Source organism: Erythrobacter sp. 'gip.4 top 5', assembly GCF_056495765.1.
This window is the reverse complement of sequence record NZ_CP200270.1, coordinates 1,395,669-1,420,295: the sequence shown is the minus strand read 5'-3', so window position 1 is coordinate 1,420,295 and position 24,627 is coordinate 1,395,669. Positions and strand designations below refer to the sequence as shown.

Here is a 24,627-nt window from a genome sequence, read left to right as displayed (position 1 = left end):
CGTCAGAGCCGCCCCTCGCGGCGATACCATTGTGCTGTCGCCTTCAGCCCTTCGTCGCCTTCGATGCGGGGTTGCCAAATGCCGGGCGGCACCTTGCGGTCCGACCGTGACACCCAGTTGGGGTGCGCCATATAGCCCACCCGGTCAGCGGTCAGCTTGGCCTTGTCACCGCGCAGCATCCGGTCGGCGGTGGCGGCAGCGTCAAGCACGGCGCGGGGCAGGTGGGGGGCAAACACGCTGCGCTTACCGACCGCATGCCCGATCGCTTGGGCCAGTTCCTTGTGGCTCCAACCACCTTCGCGCCCGTCGTCAGGCTCGTAAACTTTGTTCTTCGTCGGCGCAGCGTTGCCTGTCGCAAGCGCAACCAGCAATGCTGCCAGATCATCGGCATGAATGATCGAGGTCGCACCCCCTGGCGGCAGCGGCACCACGCCCCATTTGGCGGCCCGGAACAAATCAAGCATGTCGATGTCGCGCGGGCCATAGACGGCAGGCGGGCGCACGGTGGTCCAGTCCAGCCCGCCAAAACTTCCGGCAGCCTCTACCAGCGCCTCGGCCCGCGCCTTGGACTCGCCATAGGCCGACAGTCCTGGCATCCGCGCCGCAAGTGAGGAGACAAACACCAACCGCGCCGCGCCCGCCTGCTGCATGGCAGCAATGACATTGGCTGTGCCCACAACATTGGCGGTGTCGAACTGCGCCGGGTCCGGCGTGTTGGTGAGGCCGGCGACATGGAGCACGGTGTCGGCTCCCATGACCAGCGCTTCCAGTGCCGCTGCATCGCCCAGATCGCCGCGCACCCAGTCCACCTGCGCACGCACAGGCTGATCGCGGCGCGTGAGCGCCTTGACCTGATGCCCCTGGGCCAGTGCCTCTGCCAGCACCGCGCTGCCGACAAAGCCAGTCGCGCCGGTGATGGCGAGACGAGTCACACCATCACCATGTGATCGCGGTGGATCACGCAGGACCGCGGCAGGTGGCCCAGACGTTCGGCCAGATCCTCGCTGCGCAAGCCCTTGATCGCGTCACATTCGTCCCAGTCATATTCGACCAGGCCCTTGGCAATGACCCGCCCGTTCGGCCCTTCCACCTTGATCACATCGCCGCGTTCGAAATTGCCGTAAACGCCGGTGATCCCCGCAGCGAGGATGCTCTTGCCGCGCCGGAGTGCCGCAACGCAGCCCTTGTCAACCTTGATGCCGCCGCGAAACCGCAGCCTCCCGCCGATCCAGCTTTTCCAGGCATTGTCATCGCGCGTCGGTAGAAACACGGTCCCAAGGCCGGTCGCCATTGCACAGGCAATAGGCAGATCGTCGAGCCCCTTGATGATCGCCAGCGCGATGCCCGCGCGTTCGGCAATCTCGGCGGCGAGCAGCTTTGATGTCATCCCGCCCGAACCCTTGCCCGATGATGATTTGCCAGTGGCCATCTGATGGATTTCATCGGTGACGCCGTGCACCTGGGGCAGGATTTCCGCGTCGGGATGGGCAGGATCGCGATCATAAAGGCCATCGACATCGGTCAGTAACAGCACGCCATCGGCTGAAGCCGCCTGCGCCACGCGCGCGGCCAGCCGGTCGTTGTCACCGAACCGGATTTCGGAGGTGGCGATCGAATCATTCTCGTTGATGATCGGCACTGCCCCGCGCTCAAGCAATTCGCGCAGCGTTTCCGATGCATTGAGATAGCGCCGCCGCCCTTCCAGATCATCAAGCGTCAGCAGCATCTGCCCCGCGACCAGCCCATATTCTGCGAGCAATTGCGCCCAGGTGGCAATCAGGACAACCTGCCCGGTCGCTGCCGCCGCTTGCGCGTGGGCGAGGGTTTCGCGTCCACCGCCCGGCAGGCCGAGCTTGGCCGCCCCGACCGCCACGGCGCCAGAACACACAACGATGATTTCCTGGCCGCGCTCGCGCGCGCCAGCCACTTCGGCGGCCACCGTGCGCAACCATTCATAGCGCAATTCGCCATCGGGGTGGACCAGCAGTGCCGATCCCAGCTTGATGACGAGGCGTGGACATTTCTCAATGTCGCGGAAGTCGAGCAGGGACTCGATTTTCATGGATTCCCCCTTTCTTCAGATCTGTGTGAATGGCTCTGCGATCAGAGCGGCGACCATGCGGCAGCCTCGTCCTCGTTTTCGACTTCAACCGTCTTGGTTTCGGTCGACGTGCGATCCGGCAGGTAGCCCAGCACGGCATCGAGCAATTCGGGAATACCGGCGCCGGTCGCGCCGGACACCGCAAACACCTTGTCAGCGCCAGCGGCCAGCAATTCCTCGCGGAAGTTTTCGACCAATTCGGCATCGGCCAGATCGAGCTTGTTCAGCACAACCAGCCGCGCCTTGTCTTCCAGCCCTGCGCCATATGCCGCCAGTTCGTCCTCAACGACGCGCATGGCCTCGGCGGGATCAGCGTCTTCGGTGCCGGTGATGTCGATCAGGTGGATCAGCACACGGCAGCGTTCGATATGGCCAAGGAACCGGTCGCCGATGCCGACGCCTTCCGCTGCGCCTTCGATCAGGCCGGGGATGTCAGCCAGCACGAATTCGCGGCCCTTGTGGCGCACCACACCCAGCTTGGGCACCAGCGTGGTGAAAGCATAATCACCCACCTTGGCCTGCGCATTGCTGACCGCGTTGATGAACGTCGATTTGCCCGCATTGGGCAGGCCAACGAGGCCTACGTCGGCCAGCAACTTCAGCCGCAGCCACAGCCAGGCTTCGGTCCCAGGAATCCCGTCCTGATGCTGGCGCGGTGCGCGGTTGGTCGAGGTCTTGTAACTCGCGTTCCCACGCCCGCCCATGCCCCCTTCGAGGAAGGTGATGCGCTGGCCGACCTGCGTGAAGTCGGCCAGCACGTCTTCCTTGTCCTCGGACAGAATCTGCGTGCCGACCGGCACCTTGATGACCAGCGGCTTGGCCGAAGCGCCGGTGCGGTCCTTGCCCATGCCGTGCCCTCCGCGCGGCGCCTTGAAGTGCTGCGCGTAGCGAAAATCTATCAGCGTGTTGAGGCCCGCGACCGCTTCGAACACGATATCGCCGCCGCTGCCGCCATTGCCGCCGTCGGGGCCGCCATATTCGACATACATCTCGCGCCGGAACGAGACGGCACCGGGGCCGCCGCCGCCAGACTTTACATAGATTTTGGCTTGATCAAGAAAATGCATGGGCGGCGCATAGGCAATTTTTGCTGCAATTGCGAGGGGAATGGCATTTTACAGCCGCGTTATGAAATCTGTCAGGTGTTCGGGCACTGTGTCAGGCGTGTGGACCAGGCAGGCGAGCACCTCGGCGCTTTCCACCAGACGCGGGCCGGGGCGATTGAACAGGTGGTGCCCGTCAACCGCAAACACCCGGCCGCTCCGCACCGCTTTGAGGCCTTGCCAGCGCGGCTCGGCCAGCAGCGCGCGCGCTTCAGGCAGGGTTTGCGCGAGCTGGTAGCCGCAGGGCATCAGCGCAATAATGTCGGGATCGGCGGCGGCAATGGCCTCGAAGGTGATCCAGTGCGAATGGGTGCCGGGATCGGCCAGCACGGGATCGGCCCCCGCGGCGCGCACCAGTTCAGGCACCCAGTTGCCCGCGACCATCAAGGGCTGGATCCATTCGATGGCCAGCATGGCGGGGCGTGACGCCGGTGCCTCGGGCAGCGCATCCAGTCCAGTCATCATCCGGGCCACCGCCGCAGGCGCGCGTTCGGCTACGCCGCAAGCCTCGGCCACACGGGCAAGATCGCCGAACACGTCCGACAGATCATCAGGCGCAAGCGAGATCAGCACAGGCGGCGTACCCACCCACGCCGCCAGCGCATCCTCCAGATCAGCCGGTGTCACCGCGCAAACCGCACATTGGGCCTGCGTCAGTATCACATCGGGCTTCAACCATCGCAGCAAGGCGGCATCGACATCATAGACCGACAGGCCTTTTTCAACGATTGCCTTCACCCGGTCTTCAATCGCTTGCGAGGTCAGGCCCTTTTCCAGCTTGGTGGAGGTGCATACGGGAAGCGCCTTCACCGCAGGCGGGAAATCGCATTCGTGCGAACGGCCAACGAGGTTCGCCTCCAGTCCCAGCGCCACCGCGATTTCGGTGGCGCTGGGAAGCAGCGAAACGATGCGCAACGGCGCGGTCATTGTGCGCGCTGCCCGTTGGCCAATGCCGGGATACGGGCCAGCACCTGCCAGCCGAGCCACAATCCAGCGAACCACACCGCATCATTAAAGGCGATCTGTGCGATAATCTGCGGCGTGAACATCGCTAGATCACCGAAGGCCAGGGCATAGGCGAGCAGGCTCACTTCAAATGCGGCAAAAGCGGCGAGGAACGCCAGCAGTGGCCCGCCCCGATGGGCCAATCCCCGCACGGCGCCAAAAGCGATGAGGCTGGCTGCCAGCAAGGACAGCCCGGCGGCAAATGTCGGCCCGTCCCATGGAAACCCCATCAGGCCAAAGCCGAGCACCTGATTACCGACCCAGCACAGCGCCACCGCCGCCAACCCGCGCCGCAGCGGCATCGCCAGTGCGGCGATGGCGGCAATTGCAGCGAAGGGCATCATGCACGCGAGCATTACTGTGCCCGACAACGTGGTCGCCGCCAGCACTGCAGGCAGTGCGATAGCGGGGAGTAATTTGGTCATATCGGTCATCATCCAACCTCCTCAAAACCGGGCTTCGACACCCACGACCGCCGAGCGGCCGGGGGAAACAAAGCTGAACACTTGCTCGTATTCCTCGCCCAGCAGATTCTCGACGCGGGCAAAGCCGCTGATGCCATCGGCCAGTCGCGCTCGTACGTTGAGATTGACGAGGGTGTATTCGTCCAGCCGTACCCGCACCGGGACAAAGCTGGGGTCGATGAAGGCATCATCCAGCGCTGCACCATTGTGGCGGACGACCAATGTGGCGGACGCGGCATCACCCGGCGCGGTCCAGGTGAGGCCTGCGCTGGCGATATGGTTGGGGCGGCGCACTTCCTCGACGCCGTTTTCTTCGGCATCGAGATAGGTGTAGGCTGCATCAAGGCTCCATTGCGGACCGATGCGGGCTGTCAGCGAAGCCTCGATCCCGCGCTGCTGGCTCGTCGTGGTGCGGTTACCGGGAGTTGCGATGAAGGTCGGCGGGGGGAAGGTGGTGAAGATTTCGCCTTCCAGTTCACTGTCGAAATAGGTCAACGCGATCCGGGCCGCATCGCTGATGTCCTGATCCAGACCCACTTCCCAACCCGTGGATTTTTCCGGTGCAAGATCGGGGTTGCCGATAAAACGCCCATCAACAAAGCCGTAAAGCTCGAAGAAGCCAGGGTTCTTGACGCCCGATCCTGCTGCTGCCCGCACCCGCGTCGTGTCAGTGACACGATAGCCGGCACCGACGCGGAAAGTGGTGGCATCGGCAAACAGATCATTGATGTCATGACGCAGCGCCGCCGAAAAATCGAAAGCTGCGCCGGCATACCGATATTCGCCGACCAGCCCGACCTGCTCGATTTCGCGCCGCCCGTTGAAGGCGAAACCGCCCGGCGTGGTGTTGCGGAAGCCTTCGACCTCGTAATCAGCGGCGAAAGTCAGATTGTGCGCATCGGCTAGGCGGAAGGCTGAGACATAAGACGCCTTGATCCGATCGCCCTCGCTCCCGCTGGAGATGCCGAAGGGGCCAAAGGTTTCGCGGGTGACATCGGCGACTTGGGCCGAGAGATCGTGCGTCCAGCGCCCTTCCAGCGTCTCGGCCCGTGCGCCGATAAGGGCGTAGCTGGCCTCGTTGGTGAACCCGGTGCCGGGGCTGTCGATGATGAAGCCGAAGGTGGGGCTGGTGGTGTCGAAATCGCTGTCGTTGGACTGACCTTCTGTGCGGATGAAGCGGGCGGCAGCACGCAGTTGCACGGCGTCGGTCAGATCAACGCTGCCCTTGCCCGAAAGGGTGTAGCTATCGCGTCCAATATCTCGCGAACCGCTCCGGGCATTGGGCTGGCCATCGGTGCTGACGACCACAGCGGAAAGTGCAGCGTCCCACGCATCACCTGCCGCGCCATAACGTAGCGCGCCATTGATGGTGCCTTGGGTGCCGCCTTCAAGCCGCGCGGAGATGCCGGGGACATCGCGCCCACTCGCGCTTTGATAGGCGACCACACCGCCGATCGCATCGGGGCCATAGAGCGCAGATTGCGCGCCCCGCAATACTTCGATCCGTGCACCGATGTCGGCCTGCAATGTGCCAATATCGAACTCGCCCGAGAACGGATCGGACACTTCGATCCCGTCAACCAGCACCAGCACGTGATTGGCCTCGGCGCCGCGCAACCGGATCTGCGTCTGCCCCGCCACCCCTGCGACCGCGACACCGGGCACATCGCGCAAGATGTCGGCAATCTCGCGGGTCTGGCGCTGTTCGAGCTGTTCGGCGGTAATGACCAGCGCCGATCCGGTGAAGCTGCCCTGCTCTAATGAACCGTCTCGACTGGCAGAAACCAGGATGAGCGCGTCTTCAGCGCCCGCGTCTACCCCTTGCGCCGTTACCGGCACAGCACACGCCAGCGCCGCTCCAGCGACGCTGCCCAACAATTTCAGATTTATCACGGATTCCTCCCGTCGTTAGCAACATGATGACCGCGAGAAGTTCCCCTCCCCCGGCCCAACGATGTCGCTCACAACGAAAGTGGTTCCGCGCCTGGCCAATCCCTGAGCCGGGCTAAGAGCGACACGCCCCGGTCGGTCTCCTGGCTCGCGGATCAACGCATCCGGCGCTCACCTTCCCAGAGCGTTCCCGCTCCAGTGGCTGCCTCTGCAAACAGAGGCGCGCTACCTGATACTCACCGCTTACAGTTGCAGGGACAGCTGCGGCATCAAACCGCATTCCCGTTACCTTGGCGCGTTTTTGCTTTAGGCGCTCGCCTGCTCCAGCGCAAGGCGCAGCACGCGGTCGCGGTTGCGGCGCCTCGTGCCGTTACAGCGCAATTAGGGAAGTGGGATGGCAACGCCCGGTCTTCGCGGACGATATCAAATATTCCTGGTGGAGCCGAGGGGGATCGAACCCCTGACCTCGTCATTGCGAACGACGCGCTCTCCCATCTGAGCTACGGCCCCGTTCCAGGACTTGACAGCGGACGCTCGCAAGAGATCGTTCGCCGCGCGATTTAGCGAAAAGCGCGGCCCTTTGCAACGGCGGATCGCCGCGCGCGAGCCGCGCCTTTCGTGGTCATTGCCCCGCTTTGGGCTCAGATTGCCCGGCCATCGGCTCAACAATTGGTTGTGAAACAACGCCTTCATTCACTGGAATGATCGGCACCGGCAATCCTGTAACGGGATCAATCACAGTCTGCGTCGCGACCGTCGGCACAGTAACGCCGCTGGCGCGAGCCTGCTGCACAGCGACCCAGCCCGGCTGCGAGGCGCCATACATCGCGCCCCACTTGTCATCCCACGCCGCAGAAACCTGCTGATAGGCCTCGTATTCATTAAAGAACGATTCAAACGGGGCCATCAGCCCGTCGAAATTGGCACGCGCGAAGGCGAGCAAATCGGTCGGCGGAGCGACCAGCGCTCGGTTCGAAAGATCAAGCGCAGCGCGGCAGAACCCGGCGCGGGCGGCCGGCTCGGCGAAGAAGTTGTAGACCCGCGTGGTGTACCCATCGCGCTCAACGATGGCATCGCGCCGGACCCGGAAGCGGCTTGTATAGCTCTTTTCAAGTCGGTCATTCACCGCCTTGAGCGATCGCGTATTCTTCGTCAGTAGGGCTTTGTAACCTGCCAAGATCGGCTCATATTCCGGCGTCAGGCAATTGAGTGCAGCGACATTCCAGGCCGAACGCAGATTCCAGATCAACTGGTCGTCAGACAGGTCGCTGTTCACGGTCACATGCAGACCGTCCGGCCCGCGCGAAGGAATGTCCATGACATAATGTGCGCCGCCCGGCGGAAGCGGACGATAGGGCACGGCTTCGACCACGGCGGGCGGCGGTGGCGGAGGGGGCGGAGGCGGCGGCGGCGCGGGTGTGGCGCAGGCTGCAAGCAGCGCGCCACTGATCGTCAGCGTGGTAATCGACAAGCCAGATGGCTTGCGCATGGTGATGCGATGTTGCGTCGATTGTGGGGATGAAGGCGTGTTAGGGGCCGCGTTCATTAAGGTAACCTCTCCTAGTGCGGGCTGTGCTGCCGTTGGCAAGACGAATGTGTCCGACGCCGGCTTACTGCAGCCTGAAGCATCCCCGATAGCCGCACCGGATAACAAAGCAAATGCCCGAGGCCTATGGAAAGGCCCCGGGCATCTGATATTTCAACATTTCTGCGACAGGGCGTTAGCCCATGCTGCACAATTACTCGCGGTTACCGAGGAAGCTGAGCAGGAACGTGAACATGTTGATGAAGTCGAGATAGAGCGAGAGCGCGCCAAGGACGACAGCCTTGCCTGCGAACTGCGTGCCGCGCAGATATTCGTACTCATTCTTCAAACGCTGCGTGTCATATGCGGTAAGAGCCGCAAAGATGAGCACACCGATCAGACTGATCGCGTAATGAAACGCAGGGCTCTGCAGGAACATGTTGATCACCATCGCCACCAGCAGGCCGATCACACCCATGATCAGGAAGCTGCCCATGCCGGACAGGTTCTTCTTGGTGGTGTAGCCGAACAGCGACAGACCCGCGAAAGCGGCAGCCGTGGCGAAGAAGGTCGTGGCAATCGATCCGCCGGTGTAAACCAGGAATACGGACGACAGCGAAAGACCCATCAGCGTAGCAAAGCCCCAGAACATCAACTGGAGCGTTCCGGTGCTGAAGCGATTGGCACCAAAGCTCATCGCGAACACGATCGCCATCGGTGAGAGCGCCACGATCCAGCGCAGCGCGCCGCCTGTGAAGATGGTTTCGGCCACGCCGCTGGTGAACGCCAGCAAGGCGACAATCCCTGTCAGAAGGATGCCCGAAGACATATAATTGTAAATCGAGAGCATGTGCTTGCGCAGGCCCTCGTCATAGCCCGCGCGGCCAGCGACGTCGCCTCCGGCGCGGGGCACGGAGCCCAAACGCTGCGCATTGCGCGAGGTGTCATTCCAGTCAGCCATTGCGAAACCCTTAGCCTTTCTTAGCGGAGCACGGAAACGCCCGCGCCTTCCAATATTGGGAATATCGGTGTTTCGGCCCCAATTTTCAAGCAAAACCGGATTGCAAACGGTGCAATCGGTTCAGCTTAACCAATGTTAATCTTAACTTCCCTGCGAAAGCGCCGCACCTTTATCGCGTGTTGCGCGCAAGGTATCGGAAAGCAGGCGACGAAGGGCCTGATCTTTGTCAAGCACATCAAGGCCTTCTCGCGTCATGCCGCCGGGGCTGGCAACGCGATCGGCCAGCGCCGCCGGGCCAACATCGGCGCGCGCCGCCAAGGCGGTCGCACCTTCAACGGTGGCCAGAGCGAGACTCGCAGCGGTGGTATCGTCCAGCCCCAGATCAATCGCTGCACCAGCAAGCGCATCGATGAAACGATAGACAAATCCCGGACCCGACCCTGCCAGCGCGGTCACGAGATCGAACTTGCCCTCGTCCGCAAGCCAAATTGCGCTGCCCAGCTTGTCAAACAATGACAGAGCAGCCGCACGGGACGACTCGCCCATACCCGTTTCGCAAAGAATCACCGGTGATTTGTTGATGCGTGATGCCAGGTTCGGCATCACCCGGACATGCGCGGAGGCTGCCGAGAAAGCCTGCGCCAATTGGGGAAGCGTGATCCCGGCAAGCAGCGAATACACCGTCACGCCCGAACCCGTGAGCGGCTGCAAGCCGGGCCCAAGCGCGCCCAATTGCTGCGGCTTGATCCCCAGCATCACGCCGTCATGTCCGGTCGCCGCCGCTTCATCGGCACTGCGATACAGCGCCACGCCATCGTGGGTTTCAGCAAGGGCGGGGTCAAGCACGGCAAAGCGCGAAGGCGCTTCGCCCGCCGCCAGCCATCCCGCCAGCATGGCGCCGCCCATATTGCCGCAGCCGATGATAAGAAGTTTCTGTGTCATGGCTCTAAGCCTTTCAGGCCTCGCCCGCCGCGTCAACCATTGCGGCGTCCAGCGCGGCCCGCGGGCTCTTGTCCCCCCACAGCACGAATTGGAATGCGGGGTAGAACCGATCGCATTCGTCAATCGCGCTTTCGACCAGCGCCTGCGCCATGTCGATGCTGAGCCGCCCATCATCTCCCAACAGCGCGCCGTGGCGGTAAAGCAGCACGTCCCCGCTCGACCAGATATCGAAATGGCCGAGCCACATCTGTTCATTGACGAGGCACAGCAATTCATAGGCGGCTGCACGCTTATCCTCGGTAACGCGAATATCGGGCAGGCACAGGAACTGGAGCACGCCATCTTCCGGCCGCCAAATAGCGCGCAACTGATAATTCGCCCAGCTGCCCTGCACTTCGCCGGTCATCTCGTCATCCGAGACCAACTCGCACGGCCAACCACGCGCTGTAAACAAGCTGGCGAGCATTTCGACGGGGGCGGCATCGTCCTCGGCGGAATAGTCCATGTTTTGCACTCTCACGGCCGGGCGTTCACGGGGAAGGGGGTCGATTGCACCATTGGCGCAACGAATGAACGGTTAGCGGGGCGGTTGGCAATCGCACGGACCAGAGCGGCTGGGGAGAACCATACAGACCTGTGCAAAGCCTGTGCATAGATCGTCGAGGATGACCCGAAATATCTACTTAACCGGCTGAATTTCCTCGCCATCCGGACTGACGTACAAGAAGCTGTCAACGCCGTTGGCTTTCAGTTCGCGCACGAGCGCCTGCGCCTTGTCCCGGTTTTCGACCGGCCCCGCGAGCAGACGGTTTGCCTCCCCCCAAGGGGTGGTGTGCGGTGTGAACTTGGCGAGCGGCGCGCCTGCCTCTTTTGCGATGCGGCGCCAGTCATAGCCAAAGGCCTTGACGTTCTTGCCCGTGGCGACCTGTACCCACACACGGCTGGGATGCACAGGCTTGGGCGGCTCTTTCGGCTTCGCCTTTTCAGGTGGCGGCGCGGGCAATTCTCGCTTCACGGCGATTCGCGTGATGTCGACCGCATCGCCACTCACCCGTGCATCGGGAAGCGGGGCGGTGACCAGGTCGGCAAAAGCATCAGCCACGCGCAGCGGTGCGGCGGGCGGCTGTGCAGGAGGCGGCGACAGAGGCGCAGGCGGAAGCGCGGCAACCTGCGGCAGCGCGGGCGCTGCTGCTGCTGTTGTTGTGACGTTGACCGGCGCCACGGTCGCGACGCGAGCCGGGGCGGATGCGGCTGTGGGCACCGGGTTCGCCGCAGCGGGAACCGGCCGCGCATTGAGCGGCGGCCCGGACGGCGCAAGCCGGCTATCTGCCCGCTCTTCATTGGCAAACCGGGCCAGCCGGGGATCATCACGGCCGATATCAGCAGCGCGAGGGAATATTCCCAAATTGGCGGCGGCGGCCTGCTGCGGCTTGGTCAGGCGCGGCATATAGCCCAGATAGGGCACCAATCGCGTCGACAGATCACGAGGCATAATCTGCTCGACGATCGCGGTCGCACGGTCGCCATCGCCCAGGATTGCCAGGCCAAAGGCGCGTGACCGCTGAGCGGCTGTATCGCGCTGGTCGAGCAGGGGGCGCAATGTCTCTTCAAACCGCGCACGGTTGCCGGAAATCGCAAAGCTGATGGCGAGCCTGCGGCGGGCTTCGTCATTGGCCGGATCAAGCCCGAGCGCCCGCGTGTAAGCTGTCTGCGCGGCCGCTTGATCACCGACCAGGTCGAGCGAAAGCGCCTGATCGCTCAAAATTGTACGCTCATCAACGCCGCCGGACAGCGCGCGCTCGAACTGGAGCAGCGCCTCACCGGCCCGGCCTGCACGCAAATAAACCGATCCCAGCCCCTGCGCGACCGCCGGGTGGCCCGGATCAACCTCTGCTGCGCGCCCGAAAAACCCGATGGCGGCTTCGAGATCTTCGACGCTAAGTGACGCCCGGCCCGCTTCGATCAGCGCATCCCGATCGCGCGGCGTCTTGGCAAGTGAGACGAGTGCACGATTGAGCCGCTGAACCTCCGGCGCGGGAAGTGGTTGAACGACCGGCTGAGCAATCATCTCCTGCGACGCTGCGCCAGTGGAAGCACCGGCAAGCAGCACGGCACCAACAGTGGGCAGAATGGGCGCACGCAACATCATCACGTTACTCTAACGGGCCTGCCGCCCGCCGCCAAGGGCCCGGCAAAACGGCGCGGCGAACAGCACCGCGCACGCGCCGGACGGCATTACGGCGGCGGCCTTACTGGTTGTTCTGCCGTCCAAGAAACCGCGGAATGCTGAGGGCCGGACCGTCATCGCCATCATCGTCTTCCTCATCATCGCGCGCATTGCTGCGTGACAGGTTGGCCATCCGTTCAAACAACGTGCTTCCGCCACCATTGGCGCCTTCACTGGCCGACCCGCCCAGCAACGTGCGTCTGCGGCCACCACCAAGCTTGGCTTCAACCGGGCGATCTTCCGCCGCAAGACGGTCGGCATTGGCAAGCAGATCATCCTGTTCAGGCGCGTATTCGTAGGCGGTGTAGCCTTCACCCAGATCAAGCATTCCAGGATCGTCCTGCGACACCGGAGCGCCGGCGGAACCAAAGCCACTGCCTTCGTCGGCGCCACGCAGTCCGGCCAGCGGATCGACGATGTCATCGACGTCCTCGTCATATTCGCTGCTGTAGCCGTCACCCGCCTGCATCCCGCTGAGTTCAAACGGCGCGGCAGGCGGATACGCTGCATCGGTTGCCTCATCCGAAAGATCGAGCGCGTCGTCATCATAGCTCACGGAAGTAGCGGCAGGCGGGGTCGGTTCAGGCGCTGGGGCCGCAGGTTTGGGCGCCTCGGCGACCGGTGGCAGTTCCATCAGGCCTTCATCTTCCGAAAGCTCGAGAACCGGACGCTTGGGCGCACGCGACTGGCCGAGCGAGACCGATTGCGAGCGATCGACATGACCGATCGCGCTCTGTTCGATCCCGGTGGCGACCACCGAAACGCGAATCTTGCCCTTCAGATCAGGGTTAAAGGCACTGCCCCAAATAATGTTGGCGTCTTCATCCACCAACTCGCGGATGTGATTGGCGGCCTCGTCGACTTCGAGCAGGCGCATGTCTTCGCCGCCGATGATCGAGATGATGACACCCTTGGCGCCCGCCATCGAAACACCATCGAGCAGCGGGTTGGCAATCGCCTGTTCCGCCGCGTCAAGCGCGCGGTTCTCGCCCTCGCCCTCGCCGGTGCCCATCATGGCCTTGCCCATTTCGCTCATGACCGAGCGCACGTCGGCAAAGTCGAGGTTGATGAGACCCGGCATCACCATCAGGTCGGTGATCGAGCGCACGCCTTGCTGAAGCACTTCATCGGCAAGCTGGAAGGCTTCCTTGAAGGTCGTCTCCGCCTTGGCGACGAGGAACAGGTTCTGGTTGGGGATCACGATCAGCGTGTCGACCTGCGTCTGAAGCTCGTCGATCCCGGCTTCGGCTGCGCGCATGCGGCGGGTGCCTTCGAACAGGAACGGCTTGGTCACGACACCTACGGTCAGCACGCCCATGCGGCGCGCAACTTCTGCGATGACAGGCGCGGCGCCCGTGCCAGTGCCTCCGCCCATGCCGGCCGCGATAAAGCACATATTGACGCCTTCCAGCGCCCTTTCGATCTCCGCGACGGTTTCTTCCGCTGCAGCCTTGCCCACCTCGGGGCGCGCACCTGCGCCAAGACCGCCGGTGATGTCCGGGCCAAGCTGGATGCGGCGTTCAGCCGGAGACGTGCTGAGCGCCTGCGCGTCGGTGTTGGCAACGATGAACTCAACACCCTCAATCTCGGCGGCGATCATATTGGCAATCGCGTTGCCACCGGCTCCGCCAATCCCGATCACGGTGATGCGTGGGCGTAGATCGTCGCTCGCTGCGGGTCCGATATTGATGCTCATCAGCTGATCCTCCAGGCGCGGGAATTACGGTTTGCCACCTCTAACCTCGCAATATTCGTTTTTGACATAAACAGGCCACACATTTTATCGCGGCAAAGCCCTTATCCACAACGCTGGGGCGCATTTCTGCGGTGTTGGGCCCGCTTAAGGCGATTATAGGCCGTCAGAAATACTCTTTCGCCGCCCGAACCAGCCGCATCAACAGCGCCATGACCCCGGTTTCACGCGCAAGCACCCGGTAAGCGCCGCCCCGCCCAGCACCCACAGAGCGGATATCGATCGGATCTTCCGCAGCATAAAGGCACAGGCCGGCCAGTGTTGCAAAACCAGGAGCGTGATGCGCTTCTGGCATTCCGGAAATCTGCGGCGGCCGACCGAGCCTCACCGGCTGTCCCAGCGCGCCTTGCATGAAATCCGCCAATCCGGCAAGCTCTGCGCCGCCACCGGTCAAGACCACCTGCCCGGCGCGGCTGCCAGCAAAGCCCATGCCCTTCAAGGCCTTGCCAACCTCACCGGTCAGCACGGCCAATTGCTGCGTCACCACCGCGACCAATTCAGCCCGCAAAATGCGGTTCTTGTCATCCGCGCCGCGGGCCAGGGGACCGGCAGACGCGCCCTCCCCGCCGTCACCGGGGCCGTTGACCGGGATCAGCTCGCGGTGATCCGCCGGACTGGCTACGGCTGACCCGGCGACGCATTTGAGGCGCTCGGCCTGAGAGCGGCGGATGCCAAAGCTGCTGGCAATCGCGTCGGTGATATCAGCGGAGCCCATCGGTACCGCACGCAGCCCCAGCAGCATCCCGCCCGCAAACACCGCAGCATTGGTGATATCTGCACCGATCTCAACCAGCGCAACGCCAAGTTCGCGCTCTTCTGGCGTCAGGCAGGCATGGCCCGCCGCCAAGGGCGCTGCGACCACGGCTTCAACTTCAAGATGCGCGTTCTGCACCGCTTCGGTCAGGTTGCGAACCGGTGCACCATCGGCCAGCATCACGTGGATATCCACGCCGAGCCGTTCGGCGTGAAGCCCGCGCGGATTGGCAACCCCGTGTGCGCCATCAAGCGTGTAATGCGCAGGTCGGGCGTGAAGCACCTTGCGACCGTCCGGCTGGATCATGTCCTGCGCCTGGATCAACAATTGCTCGACATCCTCATCCTCGATCCGTCGGCCGCCGATTTCAATGTCGACCGCAACCACATGGCTGGCAAGACCCGCTCCGGCGCAGGCGATCCACACGCGTCGTACTGGCGTGTTGGCGCTTTTCTCGGCACGCTCGACCGCGTCCCGGATTGCGTGGGCCGCAGCGGTCATGTCGGTGACATAACCCCGCTTGACCCCGGCGCTGGCCCGATGCCCGGAACCCAGCACCTGCAATTCACCGGTCTCGGTTTCACCCATGATCATGGCGGAAATGCGGAACGAGCCGACATTGACGGCAGCATAGGTGCGCGCAAGGCGACGCGGCGCGGCGGCGGGACGGGGCGGAGAGGGACGACTGGTCATCAGGTGGTCTTCCCATCAACGGACTTGGGCTTGGCTACCGCCTCGGGCAGGCGCAGATACAGCCGCGGCGGAGTACGCATGTCGAAGGCCAGCACCTTGCCGCCCAGCAGACGATTCTGCCCGTCAAGCCGCGCAAACTTCACCAACGCGCTTGCTGCGGCGACCTCGCCTTCGGGCAAGGCGAGCAATTGCCCGGTAGCAAAGGTCAGATTCCAGCGGCGATTGCCGACCCATTCAGCCGCCTCGACCTTGGGCGCGAGAGCTGGTGCAGCGGCAAGAAGCGTTTCGAGGTTGCGTGCCTGCTTGCTCGCGCCCGGCCCGGCAAGCCGCAGCATCCCTTTGGCTGTTTCCGCCGAAACCGGCTCCAGTTCGATCCCGGCCGGATCGATCAGCACCAACCGATCCGCCTTTTCCAGCACCGCGTGCGGCGTACGCTCGACAATGTCGATCGCCAGCGTGTGCGGCAGCTGGATCGAAACGCGCGCATCCTTGACCCATGGCAAAGCCTGCAATTCCGCGCGCAGCTTTTCCACATCAACATCCGGCATGGCCTGATTGCGGGTGGCGAGCGCACGGGCATAGACCTGCTGTTCGTCCATCCGCGCTGTGCCGGTCACGCGCACGTGACGCACCTCGAAACCGGCGTCAGCGGCGATCCGCGCGACCTGGGCGTGCGCCAGAGCCGGTACGCCAGCCAGACTGGCAATCACGAAGGCCACGCCGACGCCTGTGCCGATGATCACGGCAAGCCAGATGCGGCTCCATTGGTCCTCGGTAAAGGGCAGAATGCCCATCGCCTTGTCAAGAATGCCGCTCGCCTGCCCTCGCGCGCGCCGCGCGGTCTGGTTGCGGCTCTGCACCTTGGCCGCGCGGCGGACGCCGGAGGTGCCGTTACGCCGGATTTGCTGCGCCATTGCCGCCCCCCTTTGCCTGCCGGGCCGCATGGACCCGCAATGCCTCGGATAACAGCATCTCGACCAGATCGGCATAGGCAATACCACGGCCTGCCGCCTGCTCGGGCACCAGACTGAGCGGTGTCATGCCGGGCTGGGTATTGGTTTCAAGCACGAACAAGCCGTCCTCGCCCGCCTCCTCGTCCCAACGGAAGTCGGTGCGGCTGGTGCCGTGGCAACCCAGAACCTGATGCGCCTTGACCGCATATTGCTCGCACAGCGCGGTGATCGCGGGCGGAAGCTGTGCGGGGAAGATGTGCTCGGTCCGCCCGGCGGTGTATTTGTGTTCGAAATCGTAAAAGCCGCTGTCGATGACGAGTTCGGTCACGCCGAGCGCGCGCGGGCCATCAGGACCATCGAGCACCGCGGCGGTGAGTTCGCGGCCCTTGATAAAGGGTTCGGCAAGCAATTCGGCGAATTCCTGCCACGGGCCTTTGGCTTGCGAAGAGATGGGATTGCCGACATTGCTGCCGTCGGTCACGATGGCGACGCCGACCGATGAGCCTTCGTTGACAGGCTTCAGCACATAGGGGCGCGGCAGCGGATCGCGCTGGTAAAGCTCCTCGCGCGTCACGATGCGTCCGCCGGGCATGGGGATGCCATAGGGCACCAGTGCCTGCTTGGTCAGCTGCTTGTCGATTGCGATCACCGACGTGGCGAGCCCGGAATGGGTATAGGCCAGCCCCATCAGATCAAGCATCCCTTGCACGGTACCATCCTCGCCGGGAACACCATGGAGCGCGTTGAAGACGACATCGGGCTTGGCCTCAGCCAGCCGCAGCGCAACGTCGCGGCCCATGTCGATCCGGGTGACGCGGTGGCCCTTGTCCTCCAGCGCATCGGCGACGCCTGCGCCGCTCGTGAGCGAAACCTCGCGCTCGTTTGCCCAGCCGCCCATCAGGACGGCGACGTGCAAAGGCTTGTCAAAACTCACGGCCGTCCCACTCGCTGGATTTCCCATTCAAGACTTACGCCGGTTTGCGCATAGACCTTGTCACGCACCAGTTCCCCCAGCCCTTCGATATCGGCGCTGGTGGCGGTGCCGGTGTTGATAAGGAAGTTGGTGTGCTTCTCGCTCACCTGCGCCCCGCCCAGCGTCAAGCCGCGGCAGCCGGCTTCGTCTACCAACTGCCACGCCTTCTTGCCATCGGGGTTCTTGAAGGTCGAACCGCCGGTCTTGGTACGCAGCGGCTGGCTGGCTTCGCGGGCGGCGGCGATGCGGTCCATTTCTGCGCCAATCTCGGCCGGATCGCCCGCGTGCCCCGCAAACCGCGCCGAGACGACGATGGCTCCATCCGGCAGCGCCGAGTGGCGATAGCTGTATTCAAGTTCGGCGGCGGTGAGCGTGACCAGTGCACCATCGGGCAGGATCACCGCGCAATCGCGCAGCACATCGGCCACCTCGCGCCCATAGGCACCGCCGTTCATCCGCACGAAGCCGCCCACGGTGCCGGGAATACCGCGCAAGAACTCCAGCCCTGCAATGCCATTGTCCCGCGCAGTGGAAGCCACCAGAATTCCGCTCGCGCCTGCGCCGCAGGTGATTTCATGCGCGCCCGAAACCGCGCAACCTGCAAACGCCTTGCCCAGCCGCACAACCACGCCGGGAACTCCGCCATCGCGCACGATCATGTTCGAGCCGAGGCCGAGCGCCATCACCGGCGTTTCCCCGCCAAGCCGTTCCAGAAAGCTCTTGAGGTCAGCCAGATCGGCCGGTTCGAACAGCCAGTCAGCCGGCCCGCCCGTCTTGAACCACGTGTAAGGCGCAAGCGGCGCCTTGCATGTCAGCCTGCCGCGAATGCCCTCCAGCGGGACAAGCGTGGAAACGCCACCTTCGACCGCGCATGTTGGCGCTGCGCCGTTATCAAATTCATAGCCGTCGCCAGGCTGGTTCATGCCGCCTCCCGCCTGGCGGTGATGGCCGGGGCAAGCGCGGCGGCCCAGCGGGTGATGTCGCCGGCTCCAAGGCACACGACCATGTCGCCGCACACGATTTCATTGGCCAGGGTTTCCGCCAAAGCGTCCTCTCCGGCAATCTCGTGCGCAGCGCGATGCCCACGGGCCTTCATGCCGGCTACCAATGCAGCGTGATCGACACCCGGCAGCGGATCTTCGCCAGCGGAATAGACCGGCGCGACATAGGCGATGTCCGCATCATCGAAGCACGATTGAAAGGCGTCCATCAGATCATTGAGGCGCGAATAGCGGTGCGGCTGCGCCACAGCGATCACTCGGCCATGCGTTCCCGCGACCGCTTCGCGTGCGGCGCTCAGCACCGCGCGGATTTCGACCGGGTGATGGGCGTAATCGTCGATCACGGTCACCGCGCCGCCATCCACGGCGATGCTGCCAACCTTGGTAAAGCGCCGCCGCACCCCGCCAAAACGGGCAAAGCCAGTGCGGATTACGTCATCGCTACATCCCATCTCTACCGCCACGGCAATCGCGGCGAGGGCGTTCTGCACATTGTGGCGGCCCGGCATCGGCAAATGCACGCTTTCGATCCGGCGATCTTCCAATCCGCGCTGGCGCACGATCACATCGAATGTATTGCCGCCTGCGCTGCTGTGCACATTCACACCGCAAATGTCGGCCTGAAGCGAAAAGCCGTAGGTCACGACCTTGCGATCGCGGACCTCGCCGATCACCATCTGCACGACCGGATGATCCACACACAGCACCGCGGCGCCATAGAAGGGGACATTGTGGATGAACTCCACAAACGCCTTCTTCACACCGTCAAAATCGCCGTAGTGATCTAGGTGTTCGGGATCGATATTGGTGACGACCGCGATGGTGCCGTCAAGCCGCAGAAAGCTGCCGTCGCTTTCGTCGGCTTCCACCACCATCCAATCGGAATCGCCGAGCCGTGCGTTCGAGCCATATTGCTCGATGATCCCGCCATTGATGACCGTGGGGTCAATGCCGCCGGCATCCAGCAGCGTGGCGATCATGCTGGTGGTGGTGGTTTTGCCATGCGTGCCCGCCACCGCGACCGTGGATTTCAGCCGCATCAGTTCGGCCAGCATTTCGGCGCGGCGCACAACAGGAATGCGGTTTTCCAGCGCTGCGGCAACTTCGGGGTTGGTGCGACGTACCGCGGTTGAAGTGACGACCACAGCGACGCCCTCCACATTCTCACGGGCATGGCCGATATGCACAGTGATCCCGCGCGCGCGCAGCCGTTCAACGCTGGCACTTTCGGAAATGTCGGAGCCTTGGACCGTGTAGCTAAGATTGCGCATCACTTCCGCGATGCCGGACATGCCGATCCCGCCGATGCCGACGAAATGAATGGTTCCGATGTCGGTGCCAACGCCCTTCATGATGCGGTGTGCTCCACTGCATCCCTGGCGGCCTTGCGGGTCGCGGCCTGTGGGCGGGTGGCGGTTTGAGCGGAGCTGCGTGCGCCCTCCCCCACCCGGATCACGTCCATCAGATCGATCCCGCTCATGCTTTCCACCAGATCGGCAAGATCGCTGGCCGCATCGGGGCGTCCGCAATTGAAGGCGCAGTGCGCCGCATTGGCGAGGCTGGCCGGGTTCATCGCCATCGCCTGGATTTGCTTGGCGAGTTCCTTGGGCTGAAACGCCTCCTGCCGGATCATCCGCGCACCGCCCGCCTTGACCATTTCGCGGGTGTTCACCGCCTGATGATCATCGGTCGCGATGGGCAGCGGCACAAGGATCGCAGGCCGGCCCACAGCAGTCAGCTCCGCAATCGTCGAAGCGCCCGCGCGCCCGATGAACAGGTGCGCATCGGCCAGCCGTTCGTGCATGTCTTCAAAATAGGTGCCCAGTTCCGCCGGAATGTCGTGGCTGGCATAACGCGTCCGCACGGCTTCCAGATCTTCGGGACGGCATTGCTGGGTCACCTGCAACCGCTGGCGCAGGGCAGGCGGGAGCATGGCAAGACCATCGGGCACCACGTCGGACAACACGCGCGCGCCCTGGCTGCCGCCGGTTACCAGAATGCGCAGCAGGCTTTCATCGGTGAAGGCCGGGAAGTCCTGATCGCGCAAGCCCAGCACCTCGGTCCGCACCGGATTGCCGGTCAGGCGCACCTTGCCCGCGTGCTTGGGGTTGAGCCGGTCAACTTTGTCATATGAGGTCGCGATCGCGTCCACCCGGCCTGCCAGCAGCCGGTTCACACGGCCAAGCACCGCGTTTTGTTCATGCACAACGCTCGGCAATTTGACAGCGGTGGCGGCAAGCAGAGCCGGCAGTGCCGGATAGCCGCCAAAGCCGACGATGGCGGAAGGCGCGAAGGTGTCGAACAGGCGCAGCGCCATGGCGCGGCCTTCCAGCACCGCGCTGATCCCCGCAGGCCAGCCCAACGGATTTTTGCCAAAGCGTCCGGCGGGCAAGACATGGGCGGTCAGAAAGTCAGGCTTGCCGGGGATCGCCGCGCCGCGCTCATCCGTGATCAGCGCCACGTGATGACCGCGCGCGTGCAACTCTACGGCCAGTGCGAAGGCCGGGATCAGGTGCCCGCCGGTGCCGCCTGCCGCCAGCACGAAATGGCGCGTGGCCCCCTTGGGCGTGCCGGTTGGTGTGGGACTGTTCATGCGGGCGTATCCTTGCGTTCGATCAGATCGCGCAACGTCCCGCCCTCACGGGCGAGGAAGGGATTGCGCCGAGTGATCGCCAGCAATAGCCCAAGCGTGAAGCACACCGCCAGTGTCGATGAGCCGCCATAGGAGATCAGCGGCAAAGTCATCCCCTTCGACGGGAACAGCTTGAGGTTCACCAGCATGTTGATGAAGGCCTGCCCGCCAAACTGGGTGATAAGGCCGGTGGCCGCCAACAGCGCGAACAGATTGTCTTCCCCCACCAGCCGCACCAGCACCCGGAGCACCAGTGCGCAATAGAGCAGCACGATCAGCGCGCAGGTGATAAGGCCGAACTCCTCACCAATTACCGAAAAGATGTAATCGGTGTGGGCCTCGGGCAGGTTCATCTTTCGGATACCCAGCCACAGGCCAGTGCCAGTCCATCCCCCGGCCGTGATTGTGCGTTGCGCCAGGTCGACCTGATCGAAAGCCGTGCCGCCCCCCAGAAAGCCGTCAATGCGGTGGCGGGCGTTATCATAAAAGACGTAGGCCAGCGTCAGGCCCGCCACCACCACGCCGCCGAGCGCCGCCAGCCGCTGCCATGGCATCCCGGCCAGCAACACCATCACCAGCCAGATCCCGCCGAACAGGATCGCATCGCCAAGGTTGGGTTGCAGCATCAGCAGCGCGGCGATCAACGCCATCAAGCCGCTGACATACAGCACCACCGGCAGGCCCGGATCGCGCAGCCGCCAGCTCAGGATCCAGGCGCAGATAATCGCGAAGCCGGGTTTCAGAAATTCGGACGGCTGCAAGCTCATGCCGACATTGATCCAGCGTTTGGCGCCGTTTTTCTCTTCACCGATCAGCGGCACCACGAACAACAGCGCGAGCATGATTGCGCCCACCAGAATGCCCAGACGGCGCGCGGAATCGCGGCTGAGGAACGAGAGCCCGATCATGATTGTCAGCCCCATCAACTGAAAAACGATGTGGCGTTGAAAGAACATGAAGTCGGCAACCCGCTCCTTCGAGGTCGAAAGCTGATCGGCGCTGGCGGGCGATGCAGCGGCGACCGCGACAATGCCGACCGCCATCAGCAGGCCGATCAGCAGCAGCAGCAGCTTGTCGATCTCACGCCACCAGATGCGCAACACATCACGCCAGCGGCGCTGCAGGGGTACAGGCGGCAGGTAATTGCCCGCACCACGCGGCGCGGACGTGTAGGCCGGTGCGGTCATGGTAAAATGCTCCGGTCTGCGGTGTCATCGCCGGTATCGCAGCCGGTGATGGCTCTGACCATCTGGCGGAAATGATGGCCGCGCTTTTCATAGTCGCGGAATTGATCGTAGGACGCGCAGGCAGGCGACAGCAGAACGATGTCGCCCGGACGCGCCGCTTCCGCGGCACGGCGCACCGCTTCGCTGATAAGTTCGCAGCGGTGGGTCAGCACCTGTCGGTCCAGCAGGCCGGCGAACATCGGCCCGGCCTCGCCCACGGTATAGGCTGCGGCGACATGACCGAGGTGGTCGGCGCAGGCACCCAGTCCATCATCCTTGGGCAATCCGCCGACGATCCAATGGATACGCGGCGCGCCCCCGTTGATGGCCGGATCAGGCGGGAACGCCGCAAGTGCAGGCGCCGCCGACGCGGCATTGGTGGCCTTGCTGTCGTTAATGTAGGTCACGCCATCAACATCGCATACCCGCTCCATCCGATGCGGAAGGCCGCGATAGGTCGCCAGGCCCGCCGCGATCTGAGCGTGGTTGAGGCCGAGCTGCCGGCAGATTGCCACGGCAACCGCAGCGTTCTGGGCATTGTGTGGGCCAGCAAGCGAAGGTGAGCGCCCGTTAGCCAGATCCTGCGCTTCCAGATCGGCGGTGACAACCCGAAGGATCGGCTTGCCCTTTGCTGCCAACCGGTCCGCGATCGCGCAGGTCGGCGCATCCTCAGCGCAGATCAGCGCGGTCCCCTTCGCCTGCATCTGGAACAGACGCTCCTTGGACGCTGCATAGGTGTCGAAACTGGCGTAGCGGTCAAGGTGGTCGGGCGTGATGTTGGTGAGCGCCGCGACATCGCAATCGAGCGTGAAGGTGAGATCGATCTGAAAGCTTGACAATTCGAGCACATAAACGCCGCCTTCGGGAAGTGGCGCCTGCCCCAGGATCGGATCACCGATATTGCCGCCCATCACCGCCGGCACGCCCGCTTCGACGAGGATATGATGCACCAGTGCGGTGGTGGTCGATTTACCGTTCGTGCCCGTGATGCCGACCACGCGGTGCGGCGGCAGACTTTTGCGGGCATTGGCGAACAGTTCGATATCGCCGATCACAGGCAGGCCAAATTGCCACACGTGCGGGCCAATGGGATGGGTGTTGAGCGGCACACCGGGCGACACCACAACGCCCGCAAAGCCGGTGAGATCAAGCTCCAGCGGATCAATCAACCGGCAGCGCCCCTCAAAATGCTCGCGCGCATGGGGCTGCCGATCCCAGGCGATCACCTCTGCGCCGCTCGCAATCAGCGCATTTGCCGCCGCCTCGCCGGAACGCGCAAGGCCGAGCACAGCGTAACGTTTGCCAGCGAAGACAGGGGAGGTGATCATCGGCCCCAGTGCCCTACCGCAGCTTCAGCGTGGAAAGGCCGATCAGCGCCAGCACGATGGCAATGATCCAGAACCGGATCACGACCTTGCTTTCACTCCAGCCCAATTGCTCGAAATGGTGGTGAATCGGGGCCATCTTGAACACGCGCCGGCCGGTGCGTTTGAACCAGAACACCTGCACGATCACTGATACCGCTTCGAGCACGAACAGTCCGCCAACGATTGCGAGCACGACCTCGTGATGCGAGGCCACGGCAATCGCGCCCAGCGCGCCGCCCAGCGCCAGCGAGCCGGTGTCGCCCATGAACACCGCCGCCGGCGGCGCGTTGAACCACAGGAACGCAAGGCCCGCCCCCATGATCGCCGCGCAGAAGATCGCCAACTCGCCTGCACCGGGCACATGCGGGATGCCCAGATATTCGGAAAAATCCGCGCGCCCCACCAGATAGGCAATGATCGCAAAGGTACCGCTGGCAATAATCACCGGCATGATCGCCAGACCGTCTAGCCCATCGGTCAGATTGACCGCATTGCCCGCCCCCACAATCACGAAGGCCGCGAAAACATAATAGGCCGGCCCGAGCGGAATGCTGACGCCGGTCAGGAAGGGCAGGTAGAGATTGGTGTTGATCTGGCTGACGATGATCCACGAGGCAACACCGGCCACCACGAATTCGCCCAGCAATCGCACCCGTGCGGACACGCCCGCATGGCTGTTCTTCGTCACCTTGTCATAATCATCCAAGAAACCGATGATCCCGAAGCCGATTGTGACTGCAAGACAGGCCCACACGAATGGGCTGGACAAGTCCATCCACAAAATCAGCGACAGCGTCAGCGCCGTCAGGATCATCAGCCCGCCCATTGTTGGCGTGCCGCGCTTGGCAAGGTGCGTTTGCGGACCATCAAGGCGGATCGGCTGCCCCTTGCCCTGCCGCACGCGCAGCAGATTGATGAAGCGGGGGCCGATAATCAGGCCGATGAGCAATGCCGTCATCAGCGTCGCACCGGCACGAAAGCTTTGGTAGCGCACCAGATTGAGGATGCCTTCGAAGCCAAGCCACTCGGCGAGAAGATAGAGCATGGAATCGTCCTT

General features: G+C 63.6%; 21 protein-coding genes, 1 tRNA gene and 1 riboswitch. All 22 genes read right to left on the bottom strand.

The window, feature by feature from the left end:
- Positions 1–2: 2 nt before the first annotated feature.
- The 22 genes from ACRANW_RS06680 to mraY all read right to left on the bottom strand — a co-directional run bounded on the left by ACRANW_RS06680 (position 3) and on the right by mraY (position 24,615).
- A complete protein-coding gene (locus ACRANW_RS06680) occupies positions 3–932 on the bottom strand; it encodes an NAD-dependent epimerase/dehydratase family protein (RefSeq protein WP_479433748.1) in 930 nt (309 codons plus the stop codon).
- A complete protein-coding gene (proB, locus tag ACRANW_RS06675) occupies positions 929–2,062 on the bottom strand; it encodes a glutamate 5-kinase (protein ID WP_479433747.1) in 1,134 nt (377 codons plus the stop codon). Before proB ends, ACRANW_RS06680 begins: the two co-directional genes overlap by 4 nt.
- 41 nt (positions 2,063–2,103) lie before the next feature.
- Complete coding sequence (gene obgE / locus ACRANW_RS06670) at positions 2,104–3,168, bottom strand: GTPase ObgE (RefSeq protein ID WP_479433746.1); 1,065 nt, start codon at positions 3,166–3,168, stop codon at positions 2,104–2,106.
- A gap of 48 nt (positions 3,169–3,216) precedes the next feature.
- Entirely contained in the window at positions 3,217–4,131 is a 915-nt protein-coding gene (locus ACRANW_RS06665; protein ID WP_479433745.1) for an ABC transporter substrate-binding protein, read from the bottom strand.
- Positions 4,128–4,646 (bottom strand): hypothetical protein, encoded by a 519-nt coding sequence (locus tag ACRANW_RS06660; protein ID WP_479433744.1) that lies wholly within the window; start codon positions 4,644–4,646, stop codon positions 4,128–4,130. Before ACRANW_RS06660 ends, ACRANW_RS06665 begins: the two co-directional genes overlap by 4 nt.
- Positions 4,647–4,655: 9 nt before the next feature.
- Positions 4,656–6,566 carry a TonB-dependent receptor plug domain-containing protein gene (locus tag ACRANW_RS06655; RefSeq protein WP_479433743.1) on the bottom strand — a complete coding sequence of 637 codons (1,911 nt, stop codon included), beginning with the start codon at positions 6,564–6,566 and terminating at the stop codon, positions 4,656–4,658.
- Between the two features lie 113 nt (positions 6,567–6,679).
- A riboswitch (cobalamin riboswitch) is annotated at positions 6,680–6,871 on the bottom strand.
- Between the two features lie 126 nt (positions 6,872–6,997).
- Positions 6,998–7,073: transfer RNA gene (locus ACRANW_RS06650), tRNA-Ala, on the bottom strand.
- A 112-nt stretch (positions 7,074–7,185) separates the two neighbouring features.
- Entirely contained in the window at positions 7,186–8,109 is a 924-nt protein-coding gene (locus ACRANW_RS06645; protein WP_479433742.1) for a hypothetical protein, read from the bottom strand.
- A gap of 193 nt (positions 8,110–8,302) precedes the next feature.
- Entirely contained in the window at positions 8,303–9,049 is a 747-nt protein-coding gene (locus ACRANW_RS06640; RefSeq protein WP_479433741.1) for a Bax inhibitor-1/YccA family protein, read from the bottom strand.
- Between the two features lie 141 nt (positions 9,050–9,190).
- Positions 9,191–9,991: a pyrroline-5-carboxylate reductase family protein gene (locus tag ACRANW_RS06635; protein WP_479433740.1), complete on the bottom strand. Its 801-nt coding sequence runs from the start codon at positions 9,989–9,991 to the stop codon at positions 9,191–9,193.
- Positions 9,992–10,004: 13 nt separating this feature from the next.
- On the bottom strand, positions 10,005–10,496 hold the full coding sequence (locus ACRANW_RS06630) for a type III secretion system chaperone family protein (protein WP_479433739.1): 492 nt from the start codon (positions 10,494–10,496) through the stop codon (positions 10,005–10,007).
- A 174-nt stretch (positions 10,497–10,670) separates the two neighbouring features.
- A complete protein-coding gene (locus ACRANW_RS06625; protein ID WP_479433738.1) occupies positions 10,671–12,140 on the bottom strand; it encodes an SPOR domain-containing protein in 1,470 nt (489 codons plus the stop codon).
- A gap of 100 nt (positions 12,141–12,240) precedes the next feature.
- The gene (gene ftsZ, locus ACRANW_RS06620; protein WP_479433737.1) at positions 12,241–13,914 is read right to left on the bottom strand and encodes a cell division protein FtsZ; all 1,674 of its coding nucleotides are present in this window, start codon (positions 13,912–13,914) and stop codon (positions 12,241–12,243) included.
- A 163-nt stretch (positions 13,915–14,077) separates the two neighbouring features.
- A complete protein-coding gene (ftsA, locus tag ACRANW_RS06615) occupies positions 14,078–15,418 on the bottom strand; it encodes a cell division protein FtsA (protein WP_479433736.1) in 1,341 nt (446 codons plus the stop codon).
- A complete protein-coding gene (locus tag ACRANW_RS06610) occupies positions 15,418–16,332 on the bottom strand; it encodes a cell division protein FtsQ/DivIB (protein ID WP_479433735.1) in 915 nt (304 codons plus the stop codon). The genes ftsA and ACRANW_RS06610 overlap by 1 nt, the downstream gene beginning before the upstream one ends.
- Positions 16,310–17,332 carry a D-alanine--D-alanine ligase gene (locus ACRANW_RS06605; protein WP_479433734.1) on the bottom strand — a complete coding sequence of 341 codons (1,023 nt, stop codon included), beginning with the start codon at positions 17,330–17,332 and terminating at the stop codon, positions 16,310–16,312. The genes ACRANW_RS06610 and ACRANW_RS06605 overlap by 23 nt, the downstream gene beginning before the upstream one ends.
- Positions 17,302–18,267 carry a UDP-N-acetylmuramate dehydrogenase gene (murB, locus tag ACRANW_RS06600; RefSeq protein ID WP_479433733.1) on the bottom strand — a complete coding sequence of 322 codons (966 nt, stop codon included), beginning with the start codon at positions 18,265–18,267 and terminating at the stop codon, positions 17,302–17,304. The genes ACRANW_RS06605 and murB overlap by 31 nt, the downstream gene beginning before the upstream one ends.
- On the bottom strand, positions 18,264–19,697 hold the full coding sequence (murC, locus tag ACRANW_RS06595; RefSeq protein ID WP_479433732.1) for a UDP-N-acetylmuramate--L-alanine ligase: 1,434 nt from the start codon (positions 19,695–19,697) through the stop codon (positions 18,264–18,266). Before murC ends, murB begins: the two co-directional genes overlap by 4 nt.
- Entirely contained in the window at positions 19,694–20,938 is a 1,245-nt protein-coding gene (gene murG / locus ACRANW_RS06590; RefSeq protein WP_479433731.1) for an undecaprenyldiphospho-muramoylpentapeptide beta-N-acetylglucosaminyltransferase, read from the bottom strand. The genes murC and murG overlap by 4 nt, the downstream gene beginning before the upstream one ends.
- Positions 20,935–22,164: an FtsW/RodA/SpoVE family cell cycle protein gene (locus ACRANW_RS06585; RefSeq protein WP_479433730.1), complete on the bottom strand. Its 1,230-nt coding sequence runs from the start codon at positions 22,162–22,164 to the stop codon at positions 20,935–20,937. Before ACRANW_RS06585 ends, murG begins: the two co-directional genes overlap by 4 nt.
- Positions 22,161–23,531, bottom strand: a complete 1,371-nt coding sequence (murD, locus tag ACRANW_RS06580) for a UDP-N-acetylmuramoyl-L-alanine--D-glutamate ligase (RefSeq protein WP_479433729.1) — start codon at positions 23,529–23,531, stop codon at positions 22,161–22,163. Before murD ends, ACRANW_RS06585 begins: the two co-directional genes overlap by 4 nt.
- Before the next feature lie 13 nt (positions 23,532–23,544).
- A complete protein-coding gene (mraY, locus tag ACRANW_RS06575; RefSeq protein WP_479433728.1) occupies positions 23,545–24,615 on the bottom strand; it encodes a phospho-N-acetylmuramoyl-pentapeptide-transferase in 1,071 nt (356 codons plus the stop codon).
- Positions 24,616–24,627: the final 12 nt, after the last annotated feature.

Bases quoted from the DNA above. Each gene is read 5' to 3' on its own strand.
- obgE (WP_479433746.1), bottom strand. From the start codon at position 3,168: ATGCATTTTCTTGATCAAGCCAAAATCTATGTAAAGTCTGGCGGCGGC.
- ACRANW_RS06635 (WP_479433740.1), bottom strand. From the start codon at position 9,991: ATGACACAGAAACTTCTTATCATCGGCTGCGGCAATATGGGCGGCGCC.
- murG (WP_479433731.1), bottom strand. From the start codon at position 20,938: ATGAACAGTCCCACACCAACCGGCACGCCCAAGGGGGCCACGCGCCAT.
- ACRANW_RS06660 (WP_479433744.1), bottom strand. From the start codon at position 4,646: ATGATGACCGATATGACCAAATTACTCCCCGCTATCGCACTGCCTGCA.
- murD (WP_479433729.1), bottom strand. From the start codon at position 23,531: ATGATCACCTCCCCTGTCTTCGCTGGCAAACGTTACGCTGTGCTCGGC.
- ACRANW_RS06665 (WP_479433745.1), bottom strand. From the start codon at position 4,131: ATGACCGCGCCGTTGCGCATCGTTTCGCTGCTTCCCAGCGCCACCGAA.
- ftsA (WP_479433736.1), bottom strand. From the start codon at position 15,418: ATGACCAGTCGTCCCTCTCCGCCCCGTCCCGCCGCCGCGCCGCGTCGC.
- ACRANW_RS06630 (WP_479433739.1), bottom strand. From the start codon at position 10,496: ATGGACTATTCCGCCGAGGACGATGCCGCCCCCGTCGAAATGCTCGCC.
- ACRANW_RS06610 (WP_479433735.1), bottom strand. From the start codon at position 16,332: ATGGCGCAGCAAATCCGGCGTAACGGCACCTCCGGCGTCCGCCGCGCG.
- ACRANW_RS06585 (WP_479433730.1), bottom strand. From the start codon at position 22,164: ATGACCGCACCGGCCTACACGTCCGCGCCGCGTGGTGCGGGCAATTAC.
- ACRANW_RS06640 (WP_479433741.1), bottom strand. From the start codon at position 9,049: ATGGCTGACTGGAATGACACCTCGCGCAATGCGCAGCGTTTGGGCTCC.
- ACRANW_RS06605 (WP_479433734.1), bottom strand. From the start codon at position 17,332: ATGGGAAATCCAGCGAGTGGGACGGCCGTGAGTTTTGACAAGCCTTTG.
- ACRANW_RS06645 (WP_479433742.1), bottom strand. From the start codon at position 8,109: ATGAACGCGGCCCCTAACACGCCTTCATCCCCACAATCGACGCAACAT.
- ACRANW_RS06625 (WP_479433738.1), bottom strand. From the start codon at position 12,140: ATGATGTTGCGTGCGCCCATTCTGCCCACTGTTGGTGCCGTGCTGCTT.
- proB (WP_479433747.1), bottom strand. From the start codon at position 2,062: ATGAAAATCGAGTCCCTGCTCGACTTCCGCGACATTGAGAAATGTCCA.
- mraY (WP_479433728.1), bottom strand. From the start codon at position 24,615: ATGCTCTATCTTCTCGCCGAGTGGCTTGGCTTCGAAGGCATCCTCAAT.
- ftsZ (WP_479433737.1), bottom strand. From the start codon at position 13,914: ATGAGCATCAATATCGGACCCGCAGCGAGCGACGATCTACGCCCACGC.
- murC (WP_479433732.1), bottom strand. From the start codon at position 19,697: ATGAAGGGCGTTGGCACCGACATCGGAACCATTCATTTCGTCGGCATC.
- murB (WP_479433733.1), bottom strand. From the start codon at position 18,267: ATGAACCAGCCTGGCGACGGCTATGAATTTGATAACGGCGCAGCGCCA.